Annotated in this window: 19 protein-coding genes; 11 read left to right on the top strand and 8 right to left on the bottom strand. The window is 39.6% G+C overall.

What is annotated here, in order from left to right:
- Nucleotides 1–12: 12 nt before the first annotated feature.
- Together rsgA and R8N23_RS17810 are read left to right on the top strand one after the other, a co-directional pair.
- Nucleotides 13–936 (top strand): ribosome small subunit-dependent GTPase A, encoded by a 924-nt coding sequence (gene rsgA / locus R8N23_RS17805; RefSeq protein WP_318172952.1) that lies wholly within the window; start codon nucleotides 13–15, stop codon nucleotides 934–936.
- Complete coding sequence (locus R8N23_RS17810) at nucleotides 936–1,742, top strand: hypothetical protein (RefSeq protein ID WP_318172953.1); 807 nt, start codon at nucleotides 936–938, stop codon at nucleotides 1,740–1,742. Before rsgA ends, R8N23_RS17810 begins: the two co-directional genes overlap by 1 nt.
- Here R8N23_RS17810 and R8N23_RS17815 read toward each other — a convergent pair.
- Nucleotides 1,739–2,707, bottom strand: coding sequence for a glycosyltransferase (locus tag R8N23_RS17815; protein ID WP_318172954.1), 969 nt, complete (start codon nucleotides 2,705–2,707; stop codon nucleotides 1,739–1,741). The two genes, R8N23_RS17810 and R8N23_RS17815, sit on opposite strands and share 4 nt — an antisense overlap.
- A gap of 40 nt (nucleotides 2,708–2,747) precedes the next feature.
- On the opposite strand from R8N23_RS17815, the gene R8N23_RS17820 reads away from it, so the two are divergent.
- Nucleotides 2,748–3,122 carry a hypothetical protein gene (locus R8N23_RS17820; RefSeq protein WP_318172955.1) on the top strand — a complete coding sequence of 125 codons (375 nt, stop codon included), beginning with the start codon at nucleotides 2,748–2,750 and terminating at the stop codon, nucleotides 3,120–3,122.
- Between the two features lie 102 nt (nucleotides 3,123–3,224).
- Complete coding sequence (gene secDF / locus R8N23_RS17825; protein WP_318172956.1) at nucleotides 3,225–6,209, top strand: protein translocase subunit SecDF; 2,985 nt, start codon at nucleotides 3,225–3,227, stop codon at nucleotides 6,207–6,209.
- A 56-nt stretch (nucleotides 6,210–6,265) separates the two neighbouring features.
- Here the strand turns inward: secDF and R8N23_RS17830 are convergent, their stop codons facing one another.
- Nucleotides 6,266–7,132 (bottom strand): alpha/beta hydrolase, encoded by an 867-nt coding sequence (locus R8N23_RS17830; RefSeq protein ID WP_318172957.1) that lies wholly within the window; start codon nucleotides 7,130–7,132, stop codon nucleotides 6,266–6,268.
- A 33-nt stretch (nucleotides 7,133–7,165) separates the two neighbouring features.
- Here R8N23_RS17830 and R8N23_RS17835 point away from each other — a divergent pair, with 33 nt between their 5' ends.
- Nucleotides 7,166–7,945 (top strand): Rossmann-like and DUF2520 domain-containing protein, encoded by a 780-nt coding sequence (locus tag R8N23_RS17835; RefSeq protein WP_318172958.1) that lies wholly within the window; start codon nucleotides 7,166–7,168, stop codon nucleotides 7,943–7,945.
- Here R8N23_RS17835 and R8N23_RS17840 read toward each other — a convergent pair.
- Nucleotides 7,929–8,762, bottom strand: coding sequence for a hypothetical protein (locus tag R8N23_RS17840; protein ID WP_318172959.1), 834 nt, complete (start codon nucleotides 8,760–8,762; stop codon nucleotides 7,929–7,931). The two genes, R8N23_RS17835 and R8N23_RS17840, sit on opposite strands and share 17 nt — an antisense overlap.
- Before the next feature lie 7 nt (nucleotides 8,763–8,769).
- Nucleotides 8,770–9,246: a lipocalin family protein gene (locus R8N23_RS17845; protein ID WP_318172960.1), complete on the bottom strand. Its 477-nt coding sequence runs from the start codon at nucleotides 9,244–9,246 to the stop codon at nucleotides 8,770–8,772.
- A gap of 205 nt (nucleotides 9,247–9,451) precedes the next feature.
- Between R8N23_RS17845 and R8N23_RS17850 the strand changes: the two genes are divergently transcribed.
- Genes R8N23_RS17850 through R8N23_RS17860 form a run of 3 tightly spaced genes read left to right on the top strand, consistent with a single transcriptional unit; the run spans nucleotide 9,452 to nucleotide 13,672 of the window.
- Nucleotides 9,452–12,058: an ABC transporter permease gene (locus R8N23_RS17850; RefSeq protein WP_318172961.1), complete on the top strand. Its 2,607-nt coding sequence runs from the start codon at nucleotides 9,452–9,454 to the stop codon at nucleotides 12,056–12,058.
- Nucleotides 12,059–12,118: 60 nt separating this feature from the next.
- Nucleotides 12,119–12,463, top strand: a complete 345-nt coding sequence (locus tag R8N23_RS17855) for a PadR family transcriptional regulator (protein WP_318172962.1) — start codon at nucleotides 12,119–12,121, stop codon at nucleotides 12,461–12,463.
- Nucleotides 12,464–12,493: 30 nt separating this feature from the next.
- A complete protein-coding gene (locus R8N23_RS17860) occupies nucleotides 12,494–13,672 on the top strand; it encodes a hypothetical protein (RefSeq protein WP_318172963.1) in 1,179 nt (392 codons plus the stop codon).
- A gap of 25 nt (nucleotides 13,673–13,697) precedes the next feature.
- Here the strand turns inward: R8N23_RS17860 and R8N23_RS17865 are convergent, their stop codons facing one another.
- Nucleotides 13,698–14,147 (bottom strand): GNAT family N-acetyltransferase, encoded by a 450-nt coding sequence (locus tag R8N23_RS17865; protein ID WP_318172964.1) that lies wholly within the window; start codon nucleotides 14,145–14,147, stop codon nucleotides 13,698–13,700.
- Nucleotides 14,148–14,158: 11 nt separating this feature from the next.
- Nucleotides 14,159–15,472: a Na+/H+ antiporter NhaC family protein gene (locus R8N23_RS17870; RefSeq protein WP_318172965.1), complete on the bottom strand. Its 1,314-nt coding sequence runs from the start codon at nucleotides 15,470–15,472 to the stop codon at nucleotides 14,159–14,161.
- Between the two features lie 137 nt (nucleotides 15,473–15,609).
- Between R8N23_RS17870 and R8N23_RS17875 the strand changes: the two genes are divergently transcribed.
- The gene (locus R8N23_RS17875) at nucleotides 15,610–17,874 is read left to right on the top strand and encodes an ATP-dependent helicase (RefSeq protein WP_318172966.1); all 2,265 of its coding nucleotides are present in this window, start codon (nucleotides 15,610–15,612) and stop codon (nucleotides 17,872–17,874) included.
- Here R8N23_RS17875 and R8N23_RS17880 read toward each other — a convergent pair.
- Nucleotides 17,871–18,440, bottom strand: coding sequence for a hypothetical protein (locus tag R8N23_RS17880; RefSeq protein WP_318172967.1), 570 nt, complete (start codon nucleotides 18,438–18,440; stop codon nucleotides 17,871–17,873). The genes R8N23_RS17875 and R8N23_RS17880 overlap by 4 nt on opposite strands.
- Before the next feature lie 157 nt (nucleotides 18,441–18,597).
- Between R8N23_RS17880 and R8N23_RS17885 the strand changes: the two genes are divergently transcribed.
- Nucleotides 18,598–19,266: a TetR family transcriptional regulator C-terminal domain-containing protein gene (locus R8N23_RS17885; RefSeq protein ID WP_318172968.1), complete on the top strand. Its 669-nt coding sequence runs from the start codon at nucleotides 18,598–18,600 to the stop codon at nucleotides 19,264–19,266.
- A complete protein-coding gene (locus R8N23_RS17890) occupies nucleotides 19,263–20,570 on the top strand; it encodes an ABC1 kinase family protein (RefSeq protein WP_318172969.1) in 1,308 nt (435 codons plus the stop codon). Before R8N23_RS17885 ends, R8N23_RS17890 begins: the two co-directional genes overlap by 4 nt.
- 50 nt (nucleotides 20,571–20,620) lie before the next feature.
- Here the strand turns inward: R8N23_RS17890 and R8N23_RS17895 are convergent, their stop codons facing one another.
- Nucleotides 20,621–22,081, bottom strand: a complete 1,461-nt coding sequence (locus R8N23_RS17895) for an aminoacyl-histidine dipeptidase (protein WP_318172970.1) — start codon at nucleotides 22,079–22,081, stop codon at nucleotides 20,621–20,623.
- Nucleotides 22,082–22,091 lie beyond the last annotated feature (10 nt).

The raw sequence follows: 22,091 nt of genomic DNA on the forward strand, positions 1-22,091 counted from the left end.
CAAAGTTTATTCATGCAGGGAACAGTAACTAAATCAATGGGGTTGTGGTATTTGGTAGAAGGTACCGATGACGCAAACTACCAGTGCAGACTCAAGGGCAAATTCAAATTGGAAAACAAAAAAATTTCCAACCCTGTTGCTGTTGGCGATAAAGTAGAATTGATTGAAGATGAGGGCAATGCAGAGGCCTGGATTATTTCAAAAATTCTCCCAAGAGAAAATTACATTATTCGTACTTCCCCCAAGAAAAAAGGTCATGGACATATTATTGCCAGCAATATCGACCTCGCAGTAATCGTTGCTACGGTTTCTACTCCAAAAACTTCATTGGGTTTTATAGATCGATTTTTGGTGACCGCTGAAGCATTTCGTATCCCCGCCATGATCTTGTGCAACAAAATAGATTTGCTGAGTGAAGAGGAACTTACAGGGTTAAAGGAGAAAATGAAAGAATACGAAGTGCTAGGTTACAAAACCGGATTTATCTCTGCACTCAACCCTGATGACATCAAGGCATTCAAGGCAACATTATCAAATCAAACCACTCTCATCTCTGGGCATTCCGGAGTAGGAAAGTCTACGATCGTCAATCAATTGATACCAGAAGCTGATCAAAAAACTTCTGAGATTTCAGAGTTCTCCGAAAAGGGCATCCATACCACCACTTTTGCCGAAAGGTTCAAAGTAGCAGCCAATTCTTACATTATTGACACCCCTGGCATCAAAGAGCTCGGTCTGGCTGAAATTGAAAAAGATGAGTTGAGTCACTATTTTCCCGAACTGCGAGAATTACTCGGGCAATGCAAATTCAACAACTGCACGCACACCCATGAACCTGGATGCGCCATAGCTGCAGCTTATGAGCGAGGAGAAATATCCCAAAGTAGATACGACAGCTATTTAAGCATGTTATTGGGCGATGATAACAGAAGGTGATGAAAATAAAAGTTGGAGTTGATAGGCTTGAGTATTCGGTAGAAGGAAGACAATTTGTAGACTCCTGTTATCGATTAATAGACAAAGATGATGACCTTTCCAACCAAGCCGATTGGCACGAGCCAGGTTATATAGTTAAAGATTTGTTTGATGAAACCGCTTCCAGTGAATTTCTATCACATATCGAGTCTCTACTTAGGAAAAAAATAACAGTGGGTGGCGTATCTATCGGACAAAAATCCATTGATCAGTATCACACGCTAATAAAGGATTATCAAGATCACCTCAATGTAGTAGAAAAAACAAAACTCATCGAATCTGTTGAACTGGGTAAATATTTTGAAATACTTGAAAAGCAGGTTTCAGAAATCTGCCATATACCTGTTGTCAGTAAAAAACCAATGAATGGAGAGCGAGTTTTTCATTTTAGAGTAATTCGCCCAAATCAAGCTGATTTCAATCCACTTCACAAAGATGCCTGGCAGGAAGAAAATTGTGGTTGTATCAACTTATATATTCCTATTTGCGGAAGCAATGAAAAATCTTCGCTGATACTGGCAAAAGGATCACATTTGCATACAGAAGACACTTTCACACGAACCACAGAAGGTGCTCGAATGAATAACGTGCAATTCAATGTACCCGGACTAATTTCTTCGAAGCTACCTTTAGAATTTGTAAGACCTAATCCCAATCCCAATCAGATATTAGTTTTTTCTCCCTACCTCATTCATGGTGGATCAATCAATCTAAATACTGATCAAACCAGAATTTCACTAGAAATGAGGTTTTGGCGAAAAAACTAACTAAATCTCAACTTATGATACAAGTTTCTCATCCAAGAAAGGTCTAAATGAAGTCGGTTGAGTTGATTCATGAGCACATACTTAGTGGGGACCTTAGATAGATCTTCTAGCAACTCATAAAATAATTTAAATTCGGCATGATTCCCGGAGAAAAAAGACTGTCTTAGTTCAAATCGAATGCGTCGAATCAAGGCTTCGCACTCTCCATTTGTTTGATTTAGCCGTCGAATCTTTTCACAAACCTTAAAAGTCGAATGAAGCTGTTTGTCATTTTTCTTATACCAACCTTTGGAATGAGAATTACTCCATTTGCGAATATGGGTCAACGACTCCCTTTGATAACCATAACGCCAATTCCGAGAAGACCTTACCCAAAAGTCAAAATCCTCGTAAGCGAGAGACCCATCGTATCCTTTCAGCTCATCAAACACCTCCTTTTTAACCATCATCGTTGGAGGTGGTATAAAATAAGTATCAATCAACTTCTCATATATTTTTCCCTCATAAGGCTTGAACCTTGGGCTAGCAAAATGTTGATGCAGCGCTTTTCCGTTTTCATCTATGTATAAAGCATCCGAGTAAATAACACCTACTGCCGAATGCAGGCTTTCAAAAAACTCTACTTGCTTTTCGACTCGATTCTTCAAAAGCACATCATCCGCAGCCAAATCAATCACATATTTACCGCTAGCCAATTTCAGTCCCTGATTGAAGGCCGTAGTATTGCCCACATTATCCTTTAAATTCACAAACGGCACTTCTTCATGATCCTCCCTCCACTCCTTGATAACCCCTTTACTATCATCGCTGCTACCATCATCTACTACAATAAGTTCAATCACTTCGTAGGTTTGATTCACCACTGAGTCAAGAGCTTCTTTAACAAACCTTGCTTGATTATAACAAAGACAGATGACCGATACCAAAGGATTTTTCACAGGATCAAAACTAATTATTTGTTCCATTCTTCCATCTATTTATTATTTATATACATTTGTGGGCTGAATGAATATCATTAATAACATATCGAAGTACAAAACGCTCATTCTGGCTATTGGAATGATCGCTGCGTTGGGCATTATTGGGCAACCTATAATGAAAGCATATGCTGATTGTGAATTCATTTGCGAAGTAGAAAAAGATGTGGCTGACGAAAAGCAGGACGCTGAAAAGGAAAATCCTGCCGAAGCTCAGATTTCTACCTTGGAAGCAGTAGCTCCTACTGCTCAGATTCAATTCGCTCCGCTAGATTTTGTTTTGTCTGAGCTGCCAACAGTAGCAGATTCAAAATCAGAAATAGTGGAGAAACTGGCGGTTCGTCTGCCCGAAAAGCTCCTCAAGGTGCTTTTCAATATTATCATAGCCCCTAACGCTCCCTAAGCAATTTCTTTTGCCTTTCGGCAACAAAACACCTGGTCACTCACGACCATACACTCAATAAAGATTTTTAATTCGTAATTACTTTTTTAAACATTTATACAAATGAAAAATAAAGGCGGAGTAGTACTACTCACGATTGTAGTCTCCTTACTTTGTGTTTATTACCTGTCGTTCACTTTCGTGGCACAGCGAGTAAACCAGCAAGCAATTGATGCAGCAACTGTAGACAACACTACAGATTACCAAAAGAAACAACAATACCTCGATTCTGTATGGAATGAGCCTGTATACAATCTTTTCGGTGTGGATTTCACTTATAAAGAAATCAAAGAAACTGAATTGAACCTTGGGCTTGACCTTCAGGGTGGTATGCACGTGACTTTGGAAGTTTCTCCCGTAGAAATCGTAAAAGGAATCAGTGGAAACAGCACTGACCCTAACTTTTTGAAGGCCCTTGATATGGCCAAGAAAAATGTAAAAGGGACTCAGCTAGATTTCGTAACTGAATTCTACAACTCATACAAAGAAATCGCTCCAGATCAATCTTTAGCTAGTGTATTCGCTACAGCGGCTAACAGAGGTAGAATCAGTCTAAGCACAACGGATGAAGAAGTGATGGACTTGATCAACACGGAAGTAGATGGTGCAATCGAAAGGTCATTCAACATCTTGAGAACAAGAATTGACAGATTTGGTACTTCTCAACCAAACATCCAGCGTTTGCAGGGTACTGGCAGAATCCAAATCGAATTGCCAGGTGTAGACAACCCTGAAAGAGTTAGAAAACTTTTGCAAGGTGTAGCTAAATTGGAATTTTGGGAAGTGCACGAAATGCAAGAAATTTTCCCAACACTTCAGGCTATGAACGATGTGATGGTAAAAGAAATGCAGGCTGAATTGCCAGAAATTTCTGCGGAAGAAGGAGCTGAAACTACTGAATCTGAAGACCTGGGTGACTTGCTTTCTGATGATTCTGAAGCTGATTCTCTAGATGCAGATGACCTAGAAGCACAATTGGCTAGCGATAGTACAGCAGTCGATTCTACTTTCAACTCTCAAGTGTCGCCATTGTTCAGCTTATTGAAAGCTCAATACGGCTTAGTGTACGATTTGAAAGACACTGCTCAAGTAAATAGAATGTTGAAGAACCCTAAGGTTCAACAAGTCATTCCTGCTACGATCAAATTCATGTGGTTGGTGAAGCCAATCAAAAATCAAGATGAATTGAGCCAGGATGAATTCTTGGAATTGTATGCGATCAAATCAAGCAGAGGTGGCAAAGCGCCATTAAGTGGTGAAGTGATTGTAGACGCTCGTCAGGACTTGGATCAAAGAACTGCTCCAGCGATTAGCATGAACATGAATGCAACAGGTGCTAAGAAATGGAAAAAATTGACTGGCGACAACGTGAACAGACGTATCGCCATCGTACTAGATAACTATGTATACTCTGCACCAAACGTGCAAGGCGAGATTCCTAACGGAAGCTCTCAAATCACTGGTAACTTCACACTAGAAGAGGCCAAAGATTTGGCTAACATCTTGAAAGCTGGTTCGCTACCTGCTCCTACTACTATCGTAGAAGACGTAGTGATTGGACCAACTTTGGGTAAAGTAGCTCAGGATCAAGGTATGCTTTCGATATTCGCTGGTTTGGCCATCGTGATCGTATTTATGATCGCTTACTACTCAGGTGGTGGTATGATTGCCAACTTGGCCTTATTCTTCAATGTATTCTTCATTTTAGGAATCTTGGCTCAGTTGAGCGCGGCATTGACACTTCCTGGTATTGCAGGTATTGTATTGACTATCGGTATGTCAATCGATGCGAACGTACTGATCTTTGAAAGAATCAAAGAAGAATTGAAGAATGGCGCTGGATTGAAGCAAGCTATTACTTCAGGTTACAGAAAAGCATACTCTTCAATTGTAGATGCTAACGTGACTACTTTCTTGGTAGGTATTATTCTTTATTCTTTGGGACAAGGTCCTGTAAAAGGATTTGCTATCACTCTAATGGTAGGTATTGCTTGTTCTTTCTTCTCTGCAGTATTTATTACCAGAGTATTTGTAGAATGGTTCAGCAAAAAAGGAGATCAAAGCAAAATTTCGTTCACTACGGGGCTTTCTAAAAATGCACTTTCTGGATTGAACTTCGACTTTATCTCAAAGAGAAAGTTTGCTTATTTATTTTCAACTGTATTTATCACCATCGGTATGGTCGCTATGATGATCAAAGGGTTGACATTCGGTGTTGATTTTACTGGTGGTAGATCTTATGTGGTATCTTTTGACAAACCTGTAGAGTCTTCTGCTTTGAAAGTAGCCTTAGGTTCTTCTTTTGATAATCAAGGGGTAGAAGTCAAAACTTACGGTGCTAATAACGTATTGAAAGTAACAACCAGTTACTTGATCAATGATGAGTCTGACGAAGCAGATGCCAACGTGAAAGCGGCCTTGGTAAGTGGAGTATCTGACTTCACTAGTCTGACCTATGTACAAGATGATTCTAAAGCAGGTGAAGGTAATTTCACCATTGCTAGCTCTTCTAAAGTAGGTGCTACTATCGCCGACGACATCAAGAATGCTTCTACGCAATCAGTGATTTTCGCTCTAGTAGTGATCTTCCTTTACATCTTGGTAAGATTTAGAAAATGGCAGTTTGGATTGGGTGCAATCATCGCGCTTTTCCATGATACATTATTCGTATTATCTGCATTCGCTATTGCGAATATGTTAGGTATCTCTTTCGAGGTGGATCAAGTATTCATCGCTGCGATGTTGACTATTATTGGTTACTCTATCAACGATACCGTGGTAGTATTCGATAGAGTAAGAGAAAACCTAGACATCAAAGCTGGCGGCGATATGAAAGCCATCTTCAATGAGTCATTGAACAGCACGATCAACAGGACGATGATTACTTCAGTTACGACTTTGATCGTGGTAGTGGTATTGTTCTTGTTTGGTGGAGCAGTATTGAAAGGGTTCTCTTTCGCCTTGATCGTAGGTATTTTGATCGGTACTTACTCTTCATTGTTTATCGCTACTCCTGTAGTAATCGACTTCAATAAAGAGAAGAACTAAATTTTCTTTAACGTATTGATAAACCCTTCCAAGGTCTTGAACTTTGGAAGGGTTTTTTATTGGTTAATAAACTCAAAATATGCTTCCAGTACACCTACAGGAGCTTCTACTTGATGGTAATGGCCTATACCTTCAAGCAACCAGATGTTTTCTTCTGAAATTACCTCTTTGAATCGTTCCACCATCACCTTTCCAGAAATTGGATCTTCCGGCCCATTGATGAGCCCAAGTTTGTTAGGATAATTCTGTAATGCACTCAGCCACCGTTCTCGATTCTCTACTCGCTCTCTCATATATCGAATGATTTTGTGGGCGATTCGGTGACCATCCGCTTTAGATACTAATTGCCAATACAATTCCAATTCTTGTTCATCCAACTTGGTATCAGCACCAAATACCTTGGAGAAGGACTTTTCAAACTTTTGCTGATTAAGCATCCTACTGAAAATAAACCCAATGGGGCTCATGAGTAGTTTTTGAATTAAAATTGGATGATGCGCTTCGGGAAAAATGCCACCATTAAGCAGACAAACGGTCTTGACGGTAAACGCTTGACTTTCATTGGCTCGGGCCAAAATCTCTTGCGCCACCGTATCCCCATAGTCATGCGCCAAAATATGAAATTCAGTTGCTCCCTTCTCTCTCAACAGATCCAAGATTAAATCTGCTTGCCTCATGATGGAATAAGGAAAATCTTTGGGTTTATCTGAATAACCAAACCCAATCATATCGGGAACAATCAATGAATACCTTTCTGCTAATGGACTCCAAATTTTCCACCAGTCGTAAGAGGCTGTAGGAAATCCATGGATCATCAAGAGTGTCTCGTTATCCGAAAGCTGTTCTTTATACACAATCTGATTTCCATGCCATATAAATGAGCTGGCCGTACCATACCACTGATCGAGTGAACAATTTTCCATAGATTCGCTTTGACTAAATATACGCAAATTAGCATGAGTGATAATTTTGACCAAAGTGTAAGCCTCATCGGAGCTGGCCGTGTAGCTACGAGCTTAGCACACGCTCTTTCGGCCAATGGAGTCAAGGTCAATGAGATTTATAGCCGATCTTTAGCTCAAGCTAAAAAACTTGCAGATTCGATTTCAGGAACAATAGCTACAGATTCTCTCGATTTTTCTAGTAGCAAATCTCAAATACTGATCATCGCTATTAGTGATGATGCCATAGGTCAAGTTTCAGAAAACATCACTTTCCCAGAGGACATAATAATGGCTCACACCTCAGGTACTGTATCATTAGGCATTTTACGACATGCTCGCTCTGGTATTTTTTACCCTCTCCAAACCTTTACTGAGAACAAAAAAGTAGACTTTAGGCATGTCCCTATTTTGATCGATGGGAAAGATGATTTGATGACAAACGAATTATTGAAACTAGGCAAGCTGCTAAGCAATGACGTACAGGTCACTACCGAATCAGAACGACAAAAACTTCATGTAGCAGCTGTCTTTGCCAGTAATTTTACCAATCGCATGCTGGCAGCTGCGGAGGATATTCTAAAAGGTACGTCTGTTGATTTAAAAACCTTAAAGCCGTTGGTTCTCGAATCCATTCAAAATGCGTTTGACTCAACTCCAGACCAAGCATTGACAGGCCCCGCCAAGCGGGGTGATGCCAAAACCATCAAAAAACATCTGGAATCACTCCAAGAAAATCAAGAACTCCAAACTCTCTATGAAATGATCACTAAAATGATTACCTCAAAAATCTAATACCAAAATTGTATACACTTCCTGCGCCATCGCGCTTCGAAAGGATAAAATTGGAATAAGACAGTTCTAATTCAAGGTTATTGAGTATGAGGTACTTTGCTCCAAGTCCCAACTGAGTGAACCATCTCATTCGGCCAAACTCAATATCTTCTACTCCTGGGAGTTTGCCATAAGCTGGTGCATATTGCACATTGGAATACAATGTCAATTTGGAAGTAGGAAAATAACTGGCTATTAGGTTCAGTGGCACTCTGAAAAAATCATTTTGAAAATCCTCAACCGCAAACCGATAGATCAGGTCCGCTTCAAAAAATAAATTGAACTTTGAGTTGATGGAGTAATCATAAAAAAATTGTGTCCACCAAGTGTATCTGTTGTGATTGACAAATAAAGGGTTTTCTAAATCATCACTATTTAATGGAAATAAGAAGGTGCTTTGAATACTAAAATTACCTTTACTCTCTATGGGTACAAACTTTAATGTTGGACCAATGGAGGTAAACATCAAATCGCTGGATTCACCTCCGTACCAAGCGGTAGTCAAATTGGTTTCAAACCCAACATTCAGTCGCTGATTATTCGATACACCATAAAGAAATCTGAATTGGTGATTCAGGAATGATTGTCGCTGTCCTAACTCAACATCAGTACCGTTTGCGTCTCTAACCTTAGTTTGAGTATACAGGTTGTTGAACAGTTTAAATTCCATTTGTCCCTGACTGAGCAGAACAGATGGGGTGTATTGCTGTAGACTGCTTTGAGCAAAAAGAGACTCAACCACCAGCGTAAGCAGGCATACTAAAAATATCTTCTTCATGAAACGTTTATTCGTGAGTGAATTTACCCAGTACCTCCCAGCTGTAATATTGCGATCGAACCACAATTTCCTCAGCATCTAAACTCTCTATATGGAAAATAGACTCCTGATCTGTACCTGCATCAAAAGTCAATGTTCTATTGTCTATATCCACTTCCCATGTGCCTGACTTCAGTTTTTGATCATCCTCTGCCCCACAGAGCATGTCACCTCCGTCATAGTTATAGGTTTTATCACTGTTGAGCTGAATTTGATCATCCAACCTACAGTTTTGAAAACCGTTTACGCCGTCTATAGTAAATTCTAAGGTTCTCCAAGTCCGGCTTTCTCCGCCCAGCAAATAAGCATCGACATCTATGGCACTATTAGGAAATGTGCTATCAAAGTTGATTTCAGTATTTTCATTATCAATATCCTCCACCTCTACCACACTACAAGCGGAAATGGCGAAGGCCAAAAGAAAGAGTCTAATCAGATGATTCATTTTCATTATTTTTTTTCAATAGTAGCAATCAAAAATCACAGAACTATCACAAGAGTATAAATTGAACATCAATTTACCTTATTATGTTCCACACTGCATCTAGATATCTTGCATTACTTAATTTTACATACAAATAATGAATAAATGTAACTGCATGTTTTATTCTTGCGTCTAATTTTTCATACATTTAATGAATAAATAAATTTTGGCATCAAATCAAGATCATAATCAGCCTCCCAAATGGGCCAACAGATTACTCGAATGGTATTGTCGAGAAGATCTTCTAGAGGATCTTCAAGGTGATTTGCATGAGTATTATGATCGCAATCTCAAAAAAGGAAGAAGAATAGCCAATCTTATTTTCATTATAGATGTATTCAAATTTTTTAGGTCATACACTTTCAGAAAACTCAAAAACAAATACAAGATGAACAGTTACATGCTATTCAAAAATTACTTTAAGACATCGGTAAGAAGTCTCGCAAGAAACAAATTGTTTTCATTTATCAATATTATTGGGCTAGCCGTTGCTATGTCTGTAGGGCTACTGGTCATCACTATGATTGTGGAAAGTAGAGGGTTTGATACCTTCCATGAGAAGGGAGATCATATTTATCGGGTGATAAATACTCGAACCGATGCTCGCGGTGATGAATTCAAAATGGCTACAACGTCATATTTTCTAAGCCAAAAACTAGAAGATGTGGCAGGGTATGAGTACAAAACAACTCTATATGGTGGTTTTGGAGGAGATGCGGATACTGGAAATAAGAAATTAATCATTACAGGCTTATGGGCATCTAAAGATTTTTTTAAGGTATTCTCCTTCCCTTTGATAAAGGGAGATCCCGCCACTGCACTTGCCGAACCTAACAGTCTGGTAATAACAGAAGACACCTCGTACAAATTGTTCGGAGCAGAAGATCCAATGGGTAAATTGATAACCGTAGGAGAGCGGGAGTTTTTGATACGCGGTGTAGCACAAAACCCTCCTAAAAACTCTCACTTTACCTTTGAGGCATTAGGTTCATATGTCACCAAAGTGAATGAAAATCAATCAGACCCAGACTGGTCGGCCTCCACTAGCATGTGGATCACCTACATCTACATGACAATACCACATAAAGAAGATGTAAATCAGATCAATCATGCGTTGCGCCAAATATGTGATACAGAAAATGAAATCATTGCTCCTCTCCATATTACTTCCAAGTTGCAACCGCTCGACGAGATATTCAATGGCGCAGCACTAGGTAATCAGCTTGGCCCTACGCTGCCCTCTTCTGCCGCACTTGTTTTTGCCATACTCCCATTTATCATTTTACTTACTGCTTGTTTCAACTACACGAATCTTTCAATTGCCAGGTCATTGCGTCGCACTACAGAAGTAGGTGTTCGAAAGGTAATTGGTGCATCTCGTTGGAATATTTTCGCTCAATTTGTAATAGAATCCATAATCATTGCTTTGCTAGCGTTGCTCGTATCTGGTATTATTTATATTCCATTGAGAGAACAGTTTCTCATATTATTGGATGGAGATGGTCTGAGCTTACCTATTACCTGGTCTGTAATTGGGTCATTTGTCCTATTCGCGATCTTTGCGGGAATTCTGGCTAGCATAATACCTGCAACCACTTTATCTAAATTTCAGGCAGTAGCGGTACTGCGAGGGGTATCAAATGTGAAGCTGTTTGCAGGTCTTACACTTAGAAAAATTCTCTTGATCACTCAATTTTCTATTTCTACCATTCTCATATTAGGTACCCTTATACTCAACAAACAATATATACATGCAACCAGTTACGATTTAGGTTTTTCTACTGATCAAATATTAAATATAGAGTTACAAGGAAATAACCACAATTTAATGAGAGATGCATTTGCTACTGTACCAGATGTAAAGTCTATTTCTCGAAGCGAACATATTCTTCATTCTAGTATGACACATCTTAAAGATGGGAAATACAAGGATCCGCTTGACTCGGCACAAGTGCATATCAATTTCATAGATGAATTCTATTTATCTAATCACCAATTTAGTCTGATCGCAGGTGAGAATTTCAGGTATCGCCCCGACAGTGCAGAAGAACAGCACGTCATAGTCAATGAAAAACTTCTAGAACGTTTCGACATTGATCCTTTAAATGCGCTAGGAGAAAAAATAGAATTGGAAGACAAAAAACTGGCCATTTTAGGAGTAGTCAAAGACTTCAATCACTCAACCCTTGATGCGCCAATAGAGCCATTTGCATTCAGATATGACCCAACCAAATATAGGTACTTGAATTTGGCCATCAATGCTGACGATTACATAGCCACTATAGATCGGCTTGAAGCAGTTTGGAGAAATTTTGACGAGTTGCATCCTTTCTCGGCCACTTTCTATGATGATGAAATAGACAGGGCTTATATGATGTTTAGCATGCTTATCAAAGTGGTTGGCTTCCTGGCTATACTGGCTATATCGATTGCGGCCATGGGATTGTTAGGAATGAGTGTGTATGCAGTAGAGACCAGAATAAAAGAAATAAGCATTAGAAAAGTAATGGGTGCCTCGGTAATCAAATTGGTCTATTTACTATCCAAGGGTTATATATGGCTGCTTGTGGTAGCCACCATAATTTCTGCACCCTTAACTTATTTTATCATCAATGAAATGATAATTTCAGAATTTGCCTATTTGGCTCCTATGACAGTTGGGGATGTACTTAGTGGCTTGATTCTAGTATTTATGATTGGACTGGTCATGATCGGTTTTCAAACTTACAGAGCGGCGCAAACCAATCCGGCAGAAACATTGAGAAATGAGTAGGATTATAATACCAGCGATTCTAGGTCGCTGGCCAATTTTTTTAACTTTATACTTAAGATTATGAAGGGAACTAATATAGGAGAATTTGAAGAGTTGGTACTTCTCACCATTGCATCGCAAATAGATCAAGCATATAGTGTAATGATCTGCGATGAAATTGAACGAGTAACTGGTAGGAAAGTAAAACTAGGAGTAGTTCATTCCGTTCTCAATCGCCTGGAAGAAAAGGACCTTATCAACTCAAGACTAGGAGAAGCTACTAAAGCCCGCGGCGGTCGACGCAAACGTTTTTTTGAAGTTTCAAAGGCCGGAAAAGCTGCATTAATAAAAGCAAAAGAGCAAAGAGACCAACTTTGGAATACAATTCCCGATGTGGTATTCAAAGAGTATTTTTTGCAATTTTAAAACATCAACTATTGATTCACAGTCAAAGCTATGCTTAAAAACATCAACGTGGGTTCCTTGATTTCTAACTACCCTCGCCTTCTCATTTTTATAACATTTACTTTTGTTGCCAGTATTTTACATTACAAGTTCGGAATTAAGATAGTTCGTGACTCCGGTAGATATTTTTCCTACGCAGCTGATTTAAAGAATGGTTTTTATTTTGATTCGCGCAACTTTTGGTACATAGGCTATGTAGCTGTGATTTACGTTACCAGCTGGATTTCCGATTCTTCGGCAGCACTTGTACTCGTTCAACATTTGATTTCTTTTGTTTCAGTCATCTGTCTTTTTCAGACCTCTATTTTGGTTTTCAATTCCCAAAAGGGTGCATTGATAAGTTCTTTGATCTATATTTTTTACGGCGAAATTTTGATGTGGAACAATTATATTCTTCCAGAAGCCATTTATTCCAGTTTTACTATTTTCTCCATTTTTCGTTTAGTTAAGCCCAACCAATCTCATTTTGGGGTTATTCTTTCAATTCTGATCATCGGTTACACATCACTAATTAAGCCAACCGGGATAGCACTTATTTTAGCACTATTCGTTATCTGCTTTGTTAAACTCCAAAAACTTGGCTCCCTAAGATGGGTATTACTTGTTTTTTTCTTCTTGAGCTTTCTCGCACTTGGGAATCAAATGGTTACATCTTTTACAATGGTTCAAAATTTCTTAACAGGAGAACTCGTTTATTCAGTGGCTTCATATCCTCATTTGCCAGGCTTTGACTGGATGATGGTTACTATTCCAAATAACCTATTTATCCCTGAAAAATCATATTCTCCTTTCTTTGAGATATTGATCTTTTCGGTAAGTAATCCACTTTTTAGCCTTAAGCTTTTCTTTGGTAAATTAATTTATTTCGTACTTCATTTAAGGCCATACTGGTCCCTTTGGCATAATGCATTTGTAATATGTACTCTATACCCGCTATACTATTTTTCTTGTATGGCCTACAAAAAGAACATCCGCCACCCGCTATGGAAGATATGGGTTTTCACCTATTTGATTGCACATTGTTTATTTATAGGGTTGTACACTGCCTCTTGGGATGGTAGGTTCTTAATGCCTATCTATCCATTGATAACACTACTAGCAGGTAGCTATCTGGCCACTCACTCACTACCAAAGTGGTCCCTGTTTAATTCGGGATTAAGAAAAAAATAGCAAAAAAAGGAACAACAGGAATGATTCAGGATTTAATCCACTCACACATTCCGTAGTGCTGGCTGTCCATTCCGAGTTTTTCGTAAACCTGGAGTGCATTAGTGTTAGTCTTATCTACATATAGACGAATCCCACAATATTCACCTGAGTCTTTTACCATGGTTTGTATGTGTTCATAAAGTGCTCGATACACTCCTTTTCCACGAAAGTCTTTGTCAACAAATACAGATTGAATCCAAAGGATCATTCCATTTCTCCAATCGCTCCATTCGAAGGTGATCAGCAAACTACCAGCGATCTTTCCGTCTACTTCTGCCACAAAATACCAACCTTTAGATTCATCGTCAAAAACAGCCTGAACACCTGGTGTAATAATATTTCTATCCAAAGCCACATTCTCCGTCTCCCGAGCCATGTCGATTTGAAAATCTATAATATCTTTTGCCTCTTCGGCCTTTGCTCTTCTTACATTCATATCCTAAATCATTACTCGGCCATAGCCGATATTTTTTTATCCCAAGGCTTAATCATTATCGCCAATACCACAAAAATCAATAACATATACAAATACCAAACATTTCCAGCTAGATCGAAGAAGTTCAATCTTCCATCTGTAAACTTCAAGAGTATCAACACTTGAGCACCGTAGGGAAGTAAGCCCTGAACAATACATGAAAACGTATCAATCAGTGCCGCCGCTTTTCTTTTGTCCACTCCATAGCTTTCGCTAATTTCTTTCGAAATGTCTCCTGTGATCAACAGCGTCACCGTGTTATTCGCTATCGCCAAATTGGTAATGCCAATCAATGCGCCCAATCCAAACTGGGCTGATTTCTTCCCTTTCACCCATTCTTTTACTTTCCTCAGCGTGTAGTTGATGCCACCATCATGCGCCGTTAATGCTGCTAACCCCCCACTAAAAATGGCGAGCAAAAAGACTTCCGTCATGCCTTCGAATCCTTTGTATGTGGTCTTGGCAAACCCCATCATAGTAAAACTATCAAAAGAAATACCCATTAACCCACTCACGATAATTCCAATGATCAACACATGAAACACTGGTACACCCATCACAGCCAATACAATCACCAAAACATAAGGAATGATTTTCATCAATTCATAGTCACCAGTATCGGTCAAGGCATCGATTCCTGATAAGTCTTTGGTCAAACCAAAAACCAACAATAACACAACCGTTACTAAAGCCGCAGGTAAGGCGATGTAGATATTTGCTCTAAACTTATCCTTCATTTTCACTCCCAGTGACTGCGTAGCAGCAATCGTCGTATCTGAAATAATAGAAAGATTGTCGCCAAACATGGCACCACCCAGCAGCGTAGCCGACATCAATGCCAGAGAAGTACCAGACCGATCAGCCAAGCCGACGACGATGGGCCCGAGCGCTACAATCGACCCCACAGAAGTCCCTGTAGCTATCGATAAAAAGCTAGCAATCAAGAATACACCAACAGGTAGGTATTGTACAGAAATGAAATCCAATCCAAAATTGACAACTGAATCCACGGCACCCATTTGCTTCGATACGGTGGCAAAAGCCCCAGCCAGCAAATAAATAATTCCCATGGTCATCACCTTGGAATCTCCACATCCCTCCACCAATTGTTTGGTCTTTTCTTCCAGGCTATCACTAAATAGTACGAAGGCCACCATGATTCCAAGAATAACGGCGATTGGTGCTGGCAATGCATAAAAGTCGTCCAACAATATGCCTATACCCAAAAAGGAGAAAATGAATACCATCAACGGTATCAGAGATTTAAAACTTCCTTGTTTTTCCATGAATTGATTGTTTTGATTCGGCAGTCGCTAAGCTATTGAGATTCAAATGAAAAAGGAAATCAAGTTTGGATAGATTCTGGCTACCATTTCTATCCTTTGATGTCTCAAAATAATTTTCCAGTACCTAAATTGCAGCCATGTTGGAAAATGCGGATTTAGACTATTTAAACGGACTGAACCCTCCACAGCGAGAGGCAGTCGAAAATGTGGATGGGCCATCGATGATCATCGCAGGTGCGGGATCTGGAAAGACTCGTGTGCTTACTTATCGTATCGCCCATTTGATCAAAAAACATAAAGTCGACCCTTTCAACATTCTGTCTTTGACCTTTACCAACAAGGCCGCCAAAGAAATGAGACAGCGTATCGAAGGCGTGGTGGGCAACGATGCCCGAAACCTTTGGATGGGAACCTTTCACTCCGTTTTTTCCAGGATATTGAGAGCAGAAGCGGATCGATTAGGCTATCCGAGTCATTTCACCATCTATGATGCGGATGATTCTAAGTCTCTGATTAAGCAGATCGTCAAATCATTTGGTTTGGATGACAAAGTGTATAAACCCAATGTGGTTTTCAACCGAATATCCAGTGCCAAAAATCGCCTCGTATCCTGGCAGGAATACAACAACAACCCTGTCTACTTAGCCGACGACACTGAAAATGGCAAACCCGAAATGGGTAAAATCTATCGCGAATACGCCCAGCGATGCTTCAAAGCAGATGCCATGGATTTCGACGACTTGCTGTTCAACACCAACGTACTCTTCAGAGACCACATCGACGTTCTCAACAAATACCAACAGCGCTTTCACTATGTGATGGTGGACGAGTTTCAAGATACGAACATTTCACAGTATGTGATTACCAAAAAACTAGCGGCTGTACGACGAAACATCTGTATTGTAGGTGATGATGCACAGAGTATTTACGCCTTTCGTGGAGCTGACATTCAGAATATTCTGAACTTTGAAAAGGATTATCCGGAACTGAAAGTAATTAAACTGGAGCAAAATTACCGATCGTCCAAAACGATTGTAAATGCAGCCAACTCCGTCATAACTAAGAATAAAAACCAATTACGCAAAAGCGTCTGGACGGACAATAACGAAGGCGACCTGATCGAATTGATCAAAGCCACCACGGATAACGAAGAAGGCAAACTAGTAGCATCTGCCATCTTTGAATCTAAAAACAATAACCAATACAAAAACGCGGACTTCGCGATCCTCTATCGTACCAACAGCCAGTCACGAGCGATGGAAGAAGCGTTGCGAAGAAACAACATCAAATATCAGATTGTAGGCGGTTTGTCTTTCTATCAAAGAAAAGAGATCAAAGATCTGCTTGGCTATATTCGATACTCTGTCAATCAGAACGACGAACAGGCATTACGTAGAATAATCAACTTGCCCAAACGAGGTATTGGTGGTACGTCGGTAGATAAACTTTTTGTAGCGGCGGCGGAACAAAACCTAGATCTGTGGACCGTATTAGAAGACGCTAAAAATATTATAGGCGGGCGTACGGCCACTGCAATAGATGGATTTGTAACTACCATCAAGAGCTTCAAGCTGGCGGTGGAAAAGAAAGATGCTTTCGAAGCTGCTTCACAGATTGCCAAGAACTCTGGCTTGATGAAAGAGCTCTACGATGACAAAACCATCGAAGGTCGTAATCGCTACGAAAATGTTCAGGAACTCCTTAACGGGATCAAAGAGTTTGTAGACAACCCTGAAAACGAAGACAAATCTATGTCGGCCTTTTTACAGGAAATTGCGCTGCTGACAGATGCCGATAATAAGGACAAAGACGAGGACAAGGATGTAGTCACGATGATGACAATACACATGGCCAAAGGACTGGAGTTCAAGAATGTGTTTATCGTAGGGATGGAGGAAGACCTCTTCCCTTCTCAGATGATGATCAGTTCGCGTCAGGATTTGGAGGAAGAACGGCGTTTATTCTATGTAGCTATCACGAGAGCTGAAACCAAACTGTATTTGAGTTATGCCTTGACCAGATACCGATTTGGAAGATTAAAAACATGTGAACCGAGTCGTTTTCTAGAAGAGATAGACAAAGACTTCTTGAAGTTCAATGCCAAAATGAGCAGCACACCTTCTCCAGGAGATCAGTATGCCAAGACTTTTATTAGTAATGTGCAAAGATCAACTCCAAAGCCTCCGCCAAATCAATTGTTTCACAAACCATCGGCGGACTTTAGACCTAGCGACACTTCCAAGTTAGCTGTAGGCAACAAAGTAGAACATCCCAAATTTGGTTTCGGGCAAGTCACAGCGATAGACGAACAAGGTGCTAACAAAAAGGCTCACATCAGCTTTGAAAAAGCAGGTGATAAGACTTTGTTACTCAGTTTTGCGAAGTTGAGGATAATGGATTAATTGAGCATTCCGTTGTCAACCAGACCAAAGACTGACAACCAGATTAACAGTTGAACCACCTGAAATACATTGTGGAATTTACTGCTTTTGATGTTGAGTGAGATAACTACCACATACCATGTGAAGTATATTATTAGAGGAATTTGCTCAGTCAACGTATATCCTGAAATGAAAATATTCTGAACTATACTGATACCAATCGTAGAAGCAAAAAGTCCATACAACCAGCGCCAGTTTTCATAAAAATAAGCATGCATATCAGTTTCCTGACTTCTCGAGCCCGTGGGAAACATAAAACGCGCCAATAGAAATAAAGCAATAGGAAAACTGAGCAAGGCCAGGATAATGTATTGGGTCCACTCTGTTATTTGATTCGAATATTGAAAAGTATACCACCAGTCTTGGAAGAAAACCAGAAAGATGACCACAATAAAAATACAATGTGCTGCACTGAATTTGGTCTTCTTGAACTGAGCAACCATATCCGCTACCCCATTCAGCAACTGCGCAACGCCTAAACCCAAAATCAATGATATTAATACAACTACGTATTCAAATGGTTCCATAGTTTAGTTTTTGTTCTCTCTAAAATAGTAAAAGTCTGTAACAGACACACTTATTAAATAGTTCTCTATTTGTTCCATAAAACACTTGCATCATTTTTTTGTCTAATTTTTAAACTAATTTATTAGACAATCGTTATTGATGCAAACGATATATGTTATGGCTATAAAAGAAAAAACCAAACGCAAGGCATCTTCTTATGCATCCTTTTCTAAAGGAGATTTGATCAATGCGTACATGCAATTGATACTAGAATCTGAAAAGACTCCGGAATCAATTTATAAGTTTTGTAAAGACCTCAAAATACCAGAAAGTCAGTTTTACGAACATTTCGGTAGTTTCGAAAATCTTCAAAAAGGCATATGGGACGAATTCATTCATCAGGCCCTTACAGTTATTTCTAAATCCAAGGAGTATCAATCTTTTAACAAAAGAGAGAAGCTATTAACCTTCTATTTTACCTTCTTTGAAATATTAACCTTGAATCGTAGTTATATACTCCTCACCTTAAAAAGTCCATTGGATATCCCTCAGCTTGCATTACTTAGAAATTCATTTCAAGAATATATTTCTGCGCTCAGTGAATTGAAAACGGAGGAAGAAGAACCAATCAAACACTACTCTTCTAAAGCTGTGGAAGAACTTGCATGGGCTCAATTTTTAGTGATTCTAAGATTTTGGATCAAGGATGATTCTGCAAGATTCGAAAAAACTGATGTGATGATTGAAAAGACTATTAATACAACTTTCGATGTGGTGGACACGACACCTATCAATAGTGTGATTGACTATGCCAAATTTCTTTTCAAGGAAACTGTAAACAAATGAAAACCATAGATAGCATTCCTGTAGGAAAAATCAGTCGCGCTGGAAAGTTGCTCACCACCGGAATCAAAGTCGGTTCGAACCAGCTGAAATATTACGGAGAGAAGATAACAAATCCGAAAAACGCTCGAAAAAATCTGGATGAAAACAATGCAGAGGATATCTACAATGGGCTAAGTCAGCTCAAAGGCAGTTCGCTAAAAGTTGCTCAAATGCTTAGCATGGATAAAAACATTTTGCCTGAAGCGTATGTCGACAAGTTTTCACTTTCTCAATTTTCTGTTCCTCCTTTATCCGGACCTTTAGTGCAGAAAACTTTTAAAAGGTATTTCGGCAAAAGTGCAGAAGAACTCTTTGACAAATTCGAATCAAAATCTACACATGCTGCTAGCATTGGACAGGTACATAAAGCAGAAAAAGATGGTAAACAACTAGCTGTGAAGATTCAGTACCCTGGAGTTGCACAGAGTATTTCATCAGACTTAGCCATCGTTAAGCCATTTGCGATGCAGCTGCTCAACTTGAAAGGCAAAGAGCTTGAAAAATATTTCAAAGAAGTTGAAGGAAAGTTGTTAGAAGAAACTGACTATAAACTGGAAGTAAATCGTAGTCTATCGATAACTGAAGCTTGCAGTAAAATACCTAATATCAGATTCCCGAAATACTACAAGGAGTTTTCCAATGAGCGTGTGATTACAATGGATTGGATGACAGGGGTTCACATGTCAGAATTCACAAAGAACAACAACGATCAGAAAGCGGCGAATCAAATTGGTCAAACACTTTGGGACTTTTATATGTTCCAAATACATGGTCTAAGAGAAGTGCATGCAGACCCTCACCCTGGTAATTTTCTAATCGATGAATCGAATCAACTAATAGCCATCGATTTTGGATGCATCAAGGAGATTCCCGAAGATTTTTATGTACCCTACTTCGAATTGTCGAATCAGGCCATCATGGAAAACTCGACCATTTTCGAACAAAAATTATATGAATTGGAAATATTGAGAGACGACGATAGTGAAGCGGAAAGAGTATTTTTCAAGACATTTTTCAAGGAGCTTTTGAGTCTGTTTACGCTGCCTTTCAATCTCAAGAACTTTGACTTTAACAACGATGAATTCTTTAATGCCATAGCAGAGAAAGGTCAGCAACTTTCAAAGAATTCGGAGTTTAAAAAAATGAATCAAAACAGAGGTTCGAAGCATTTTCTCTATATGAATAGGACATTTTTTGGTTTGTACAATCTACTATACAGCCTAAAGGCAAAAGTAGAAATCAATCAATTCAAGAAATACGTTTGATTTAGTTCTATAGCCCTCCGAGCTCAAAATTGAAGTTCGGAGGGCGTTTTTTATTTTAAAGGAATATTTTTCACAGTCTCCAATAGGAACGGCCAATATTTCTGCACCGAACTGATTTGCACTCTTTCATCCGGTGAGTGTGCCCCTCGAATGTTAGGTCCAAAACTGATCATTTCCATTTCTGGGTAGTTAGTACCGAGAATCCCACATTCCAACCCGGCATGACAAGCACTTACATCCGCCTTGTGACCGAATGTCTTTTGATACAAATCATCCATTAGCTTCACGATGTCTGCTTCTGGTTTTGGTGTCCAGCCTGGATAGTCTCCATCCATTGTTGTTTCCGCTCCAAGCAATTCGAATATCGCTTGAATGTTCAATGCTAAATCTATTTTTTCCGTATCTACGGAACTTCTCGTCAAACATTGAATGCTGTATTTACCATCTCCAACAGCTACGCGTGCAACATTATTTGACGTTTGCACCAAACCTTCCATATCGGGGCTCATGCGATAAATGCCATTGGGCAACGCATAAACTGCTCTGAGTAACTTCTGCTGAAAGTCTTTGGTCAACGCCTTAGCTGGTGTTGCCACTTCACTGATATCCACTTCCATTTCAGGATCAGTAGTATCATGTTCTTCGATCATCATTTCGGCTAGTCCAATGATCTCATTTTCCAGTTCTTCTTTTTCAGCTTTCAAAACTGAGATTATAGCCACAGATTCTCTTGGGATCGCATTTCTCAATCCTCCCCCATCTATGCTGGCGATGCTCATATCAAATTCAGAATCCAAGGCATACAACAGACGATTCATCAGTTTGTTGGCATTACCCAAACCTTCATGGATTTGCATACCAGAATGGCCGCCTGATAGTCCTCTCATTTTGATTTCAAGTCCAACTCTTTCTCCTGAAACTGGCTCTTCTTTGTAAGTCCCTTCTCCAGTCACATCCACACCACCAGCACAGCCAATAGTTAATTCGTGATCGTCTTCGGTATCGAGGTTGAGCATGATTTCGGCATCTAGCAAACCACCCTTCAAGCCCATCGCACCAGTCATTCCAGTTTCTTCGTCAATAGTAAACAATCCTTCAATCGCAGGATGTGCAATGTCTTTTGAAGCCAGCAAAGCCATGATAGAAGCAGCGCCAATGCCATTGTCAGCACCTAGCGTTGTTCCTTTTGCCTTTACCCAATCTCCTTCTACAAACATATCTATGCCCTGTGTATCGAAATCAAATACCGTATCGGCATTCTTCTGATGAACCATATCTATGTGGCTCTGGATACATACCGTTTTACGATTCTCCATGCCAGGCGTCGCTGGCTTTTTGATAATGATATTGCCTACTTCATCTACATAAGTATCGAGATTGAGACTTTCGCCGAAATTCTTGACAAAGGCGATTACTCTTTCTTCTTTTTTCGAGGGTCTGGGTACCGCATTCAAATCGGCAAAGCAGTTCCACATTTCTTTGGGTTCGAGGTTTCTAACGTCGTTGCTCATGTAGCTATTG

This window comes from Reichenbachiella sp. (assembly GCF_033344935.1).
Classification (GTDB): domain Bacteria; phylum Bacteroidota; class Bacteroidia; order Cytophagales; family Cyclobacteriaceae; genus Reichenbachiella.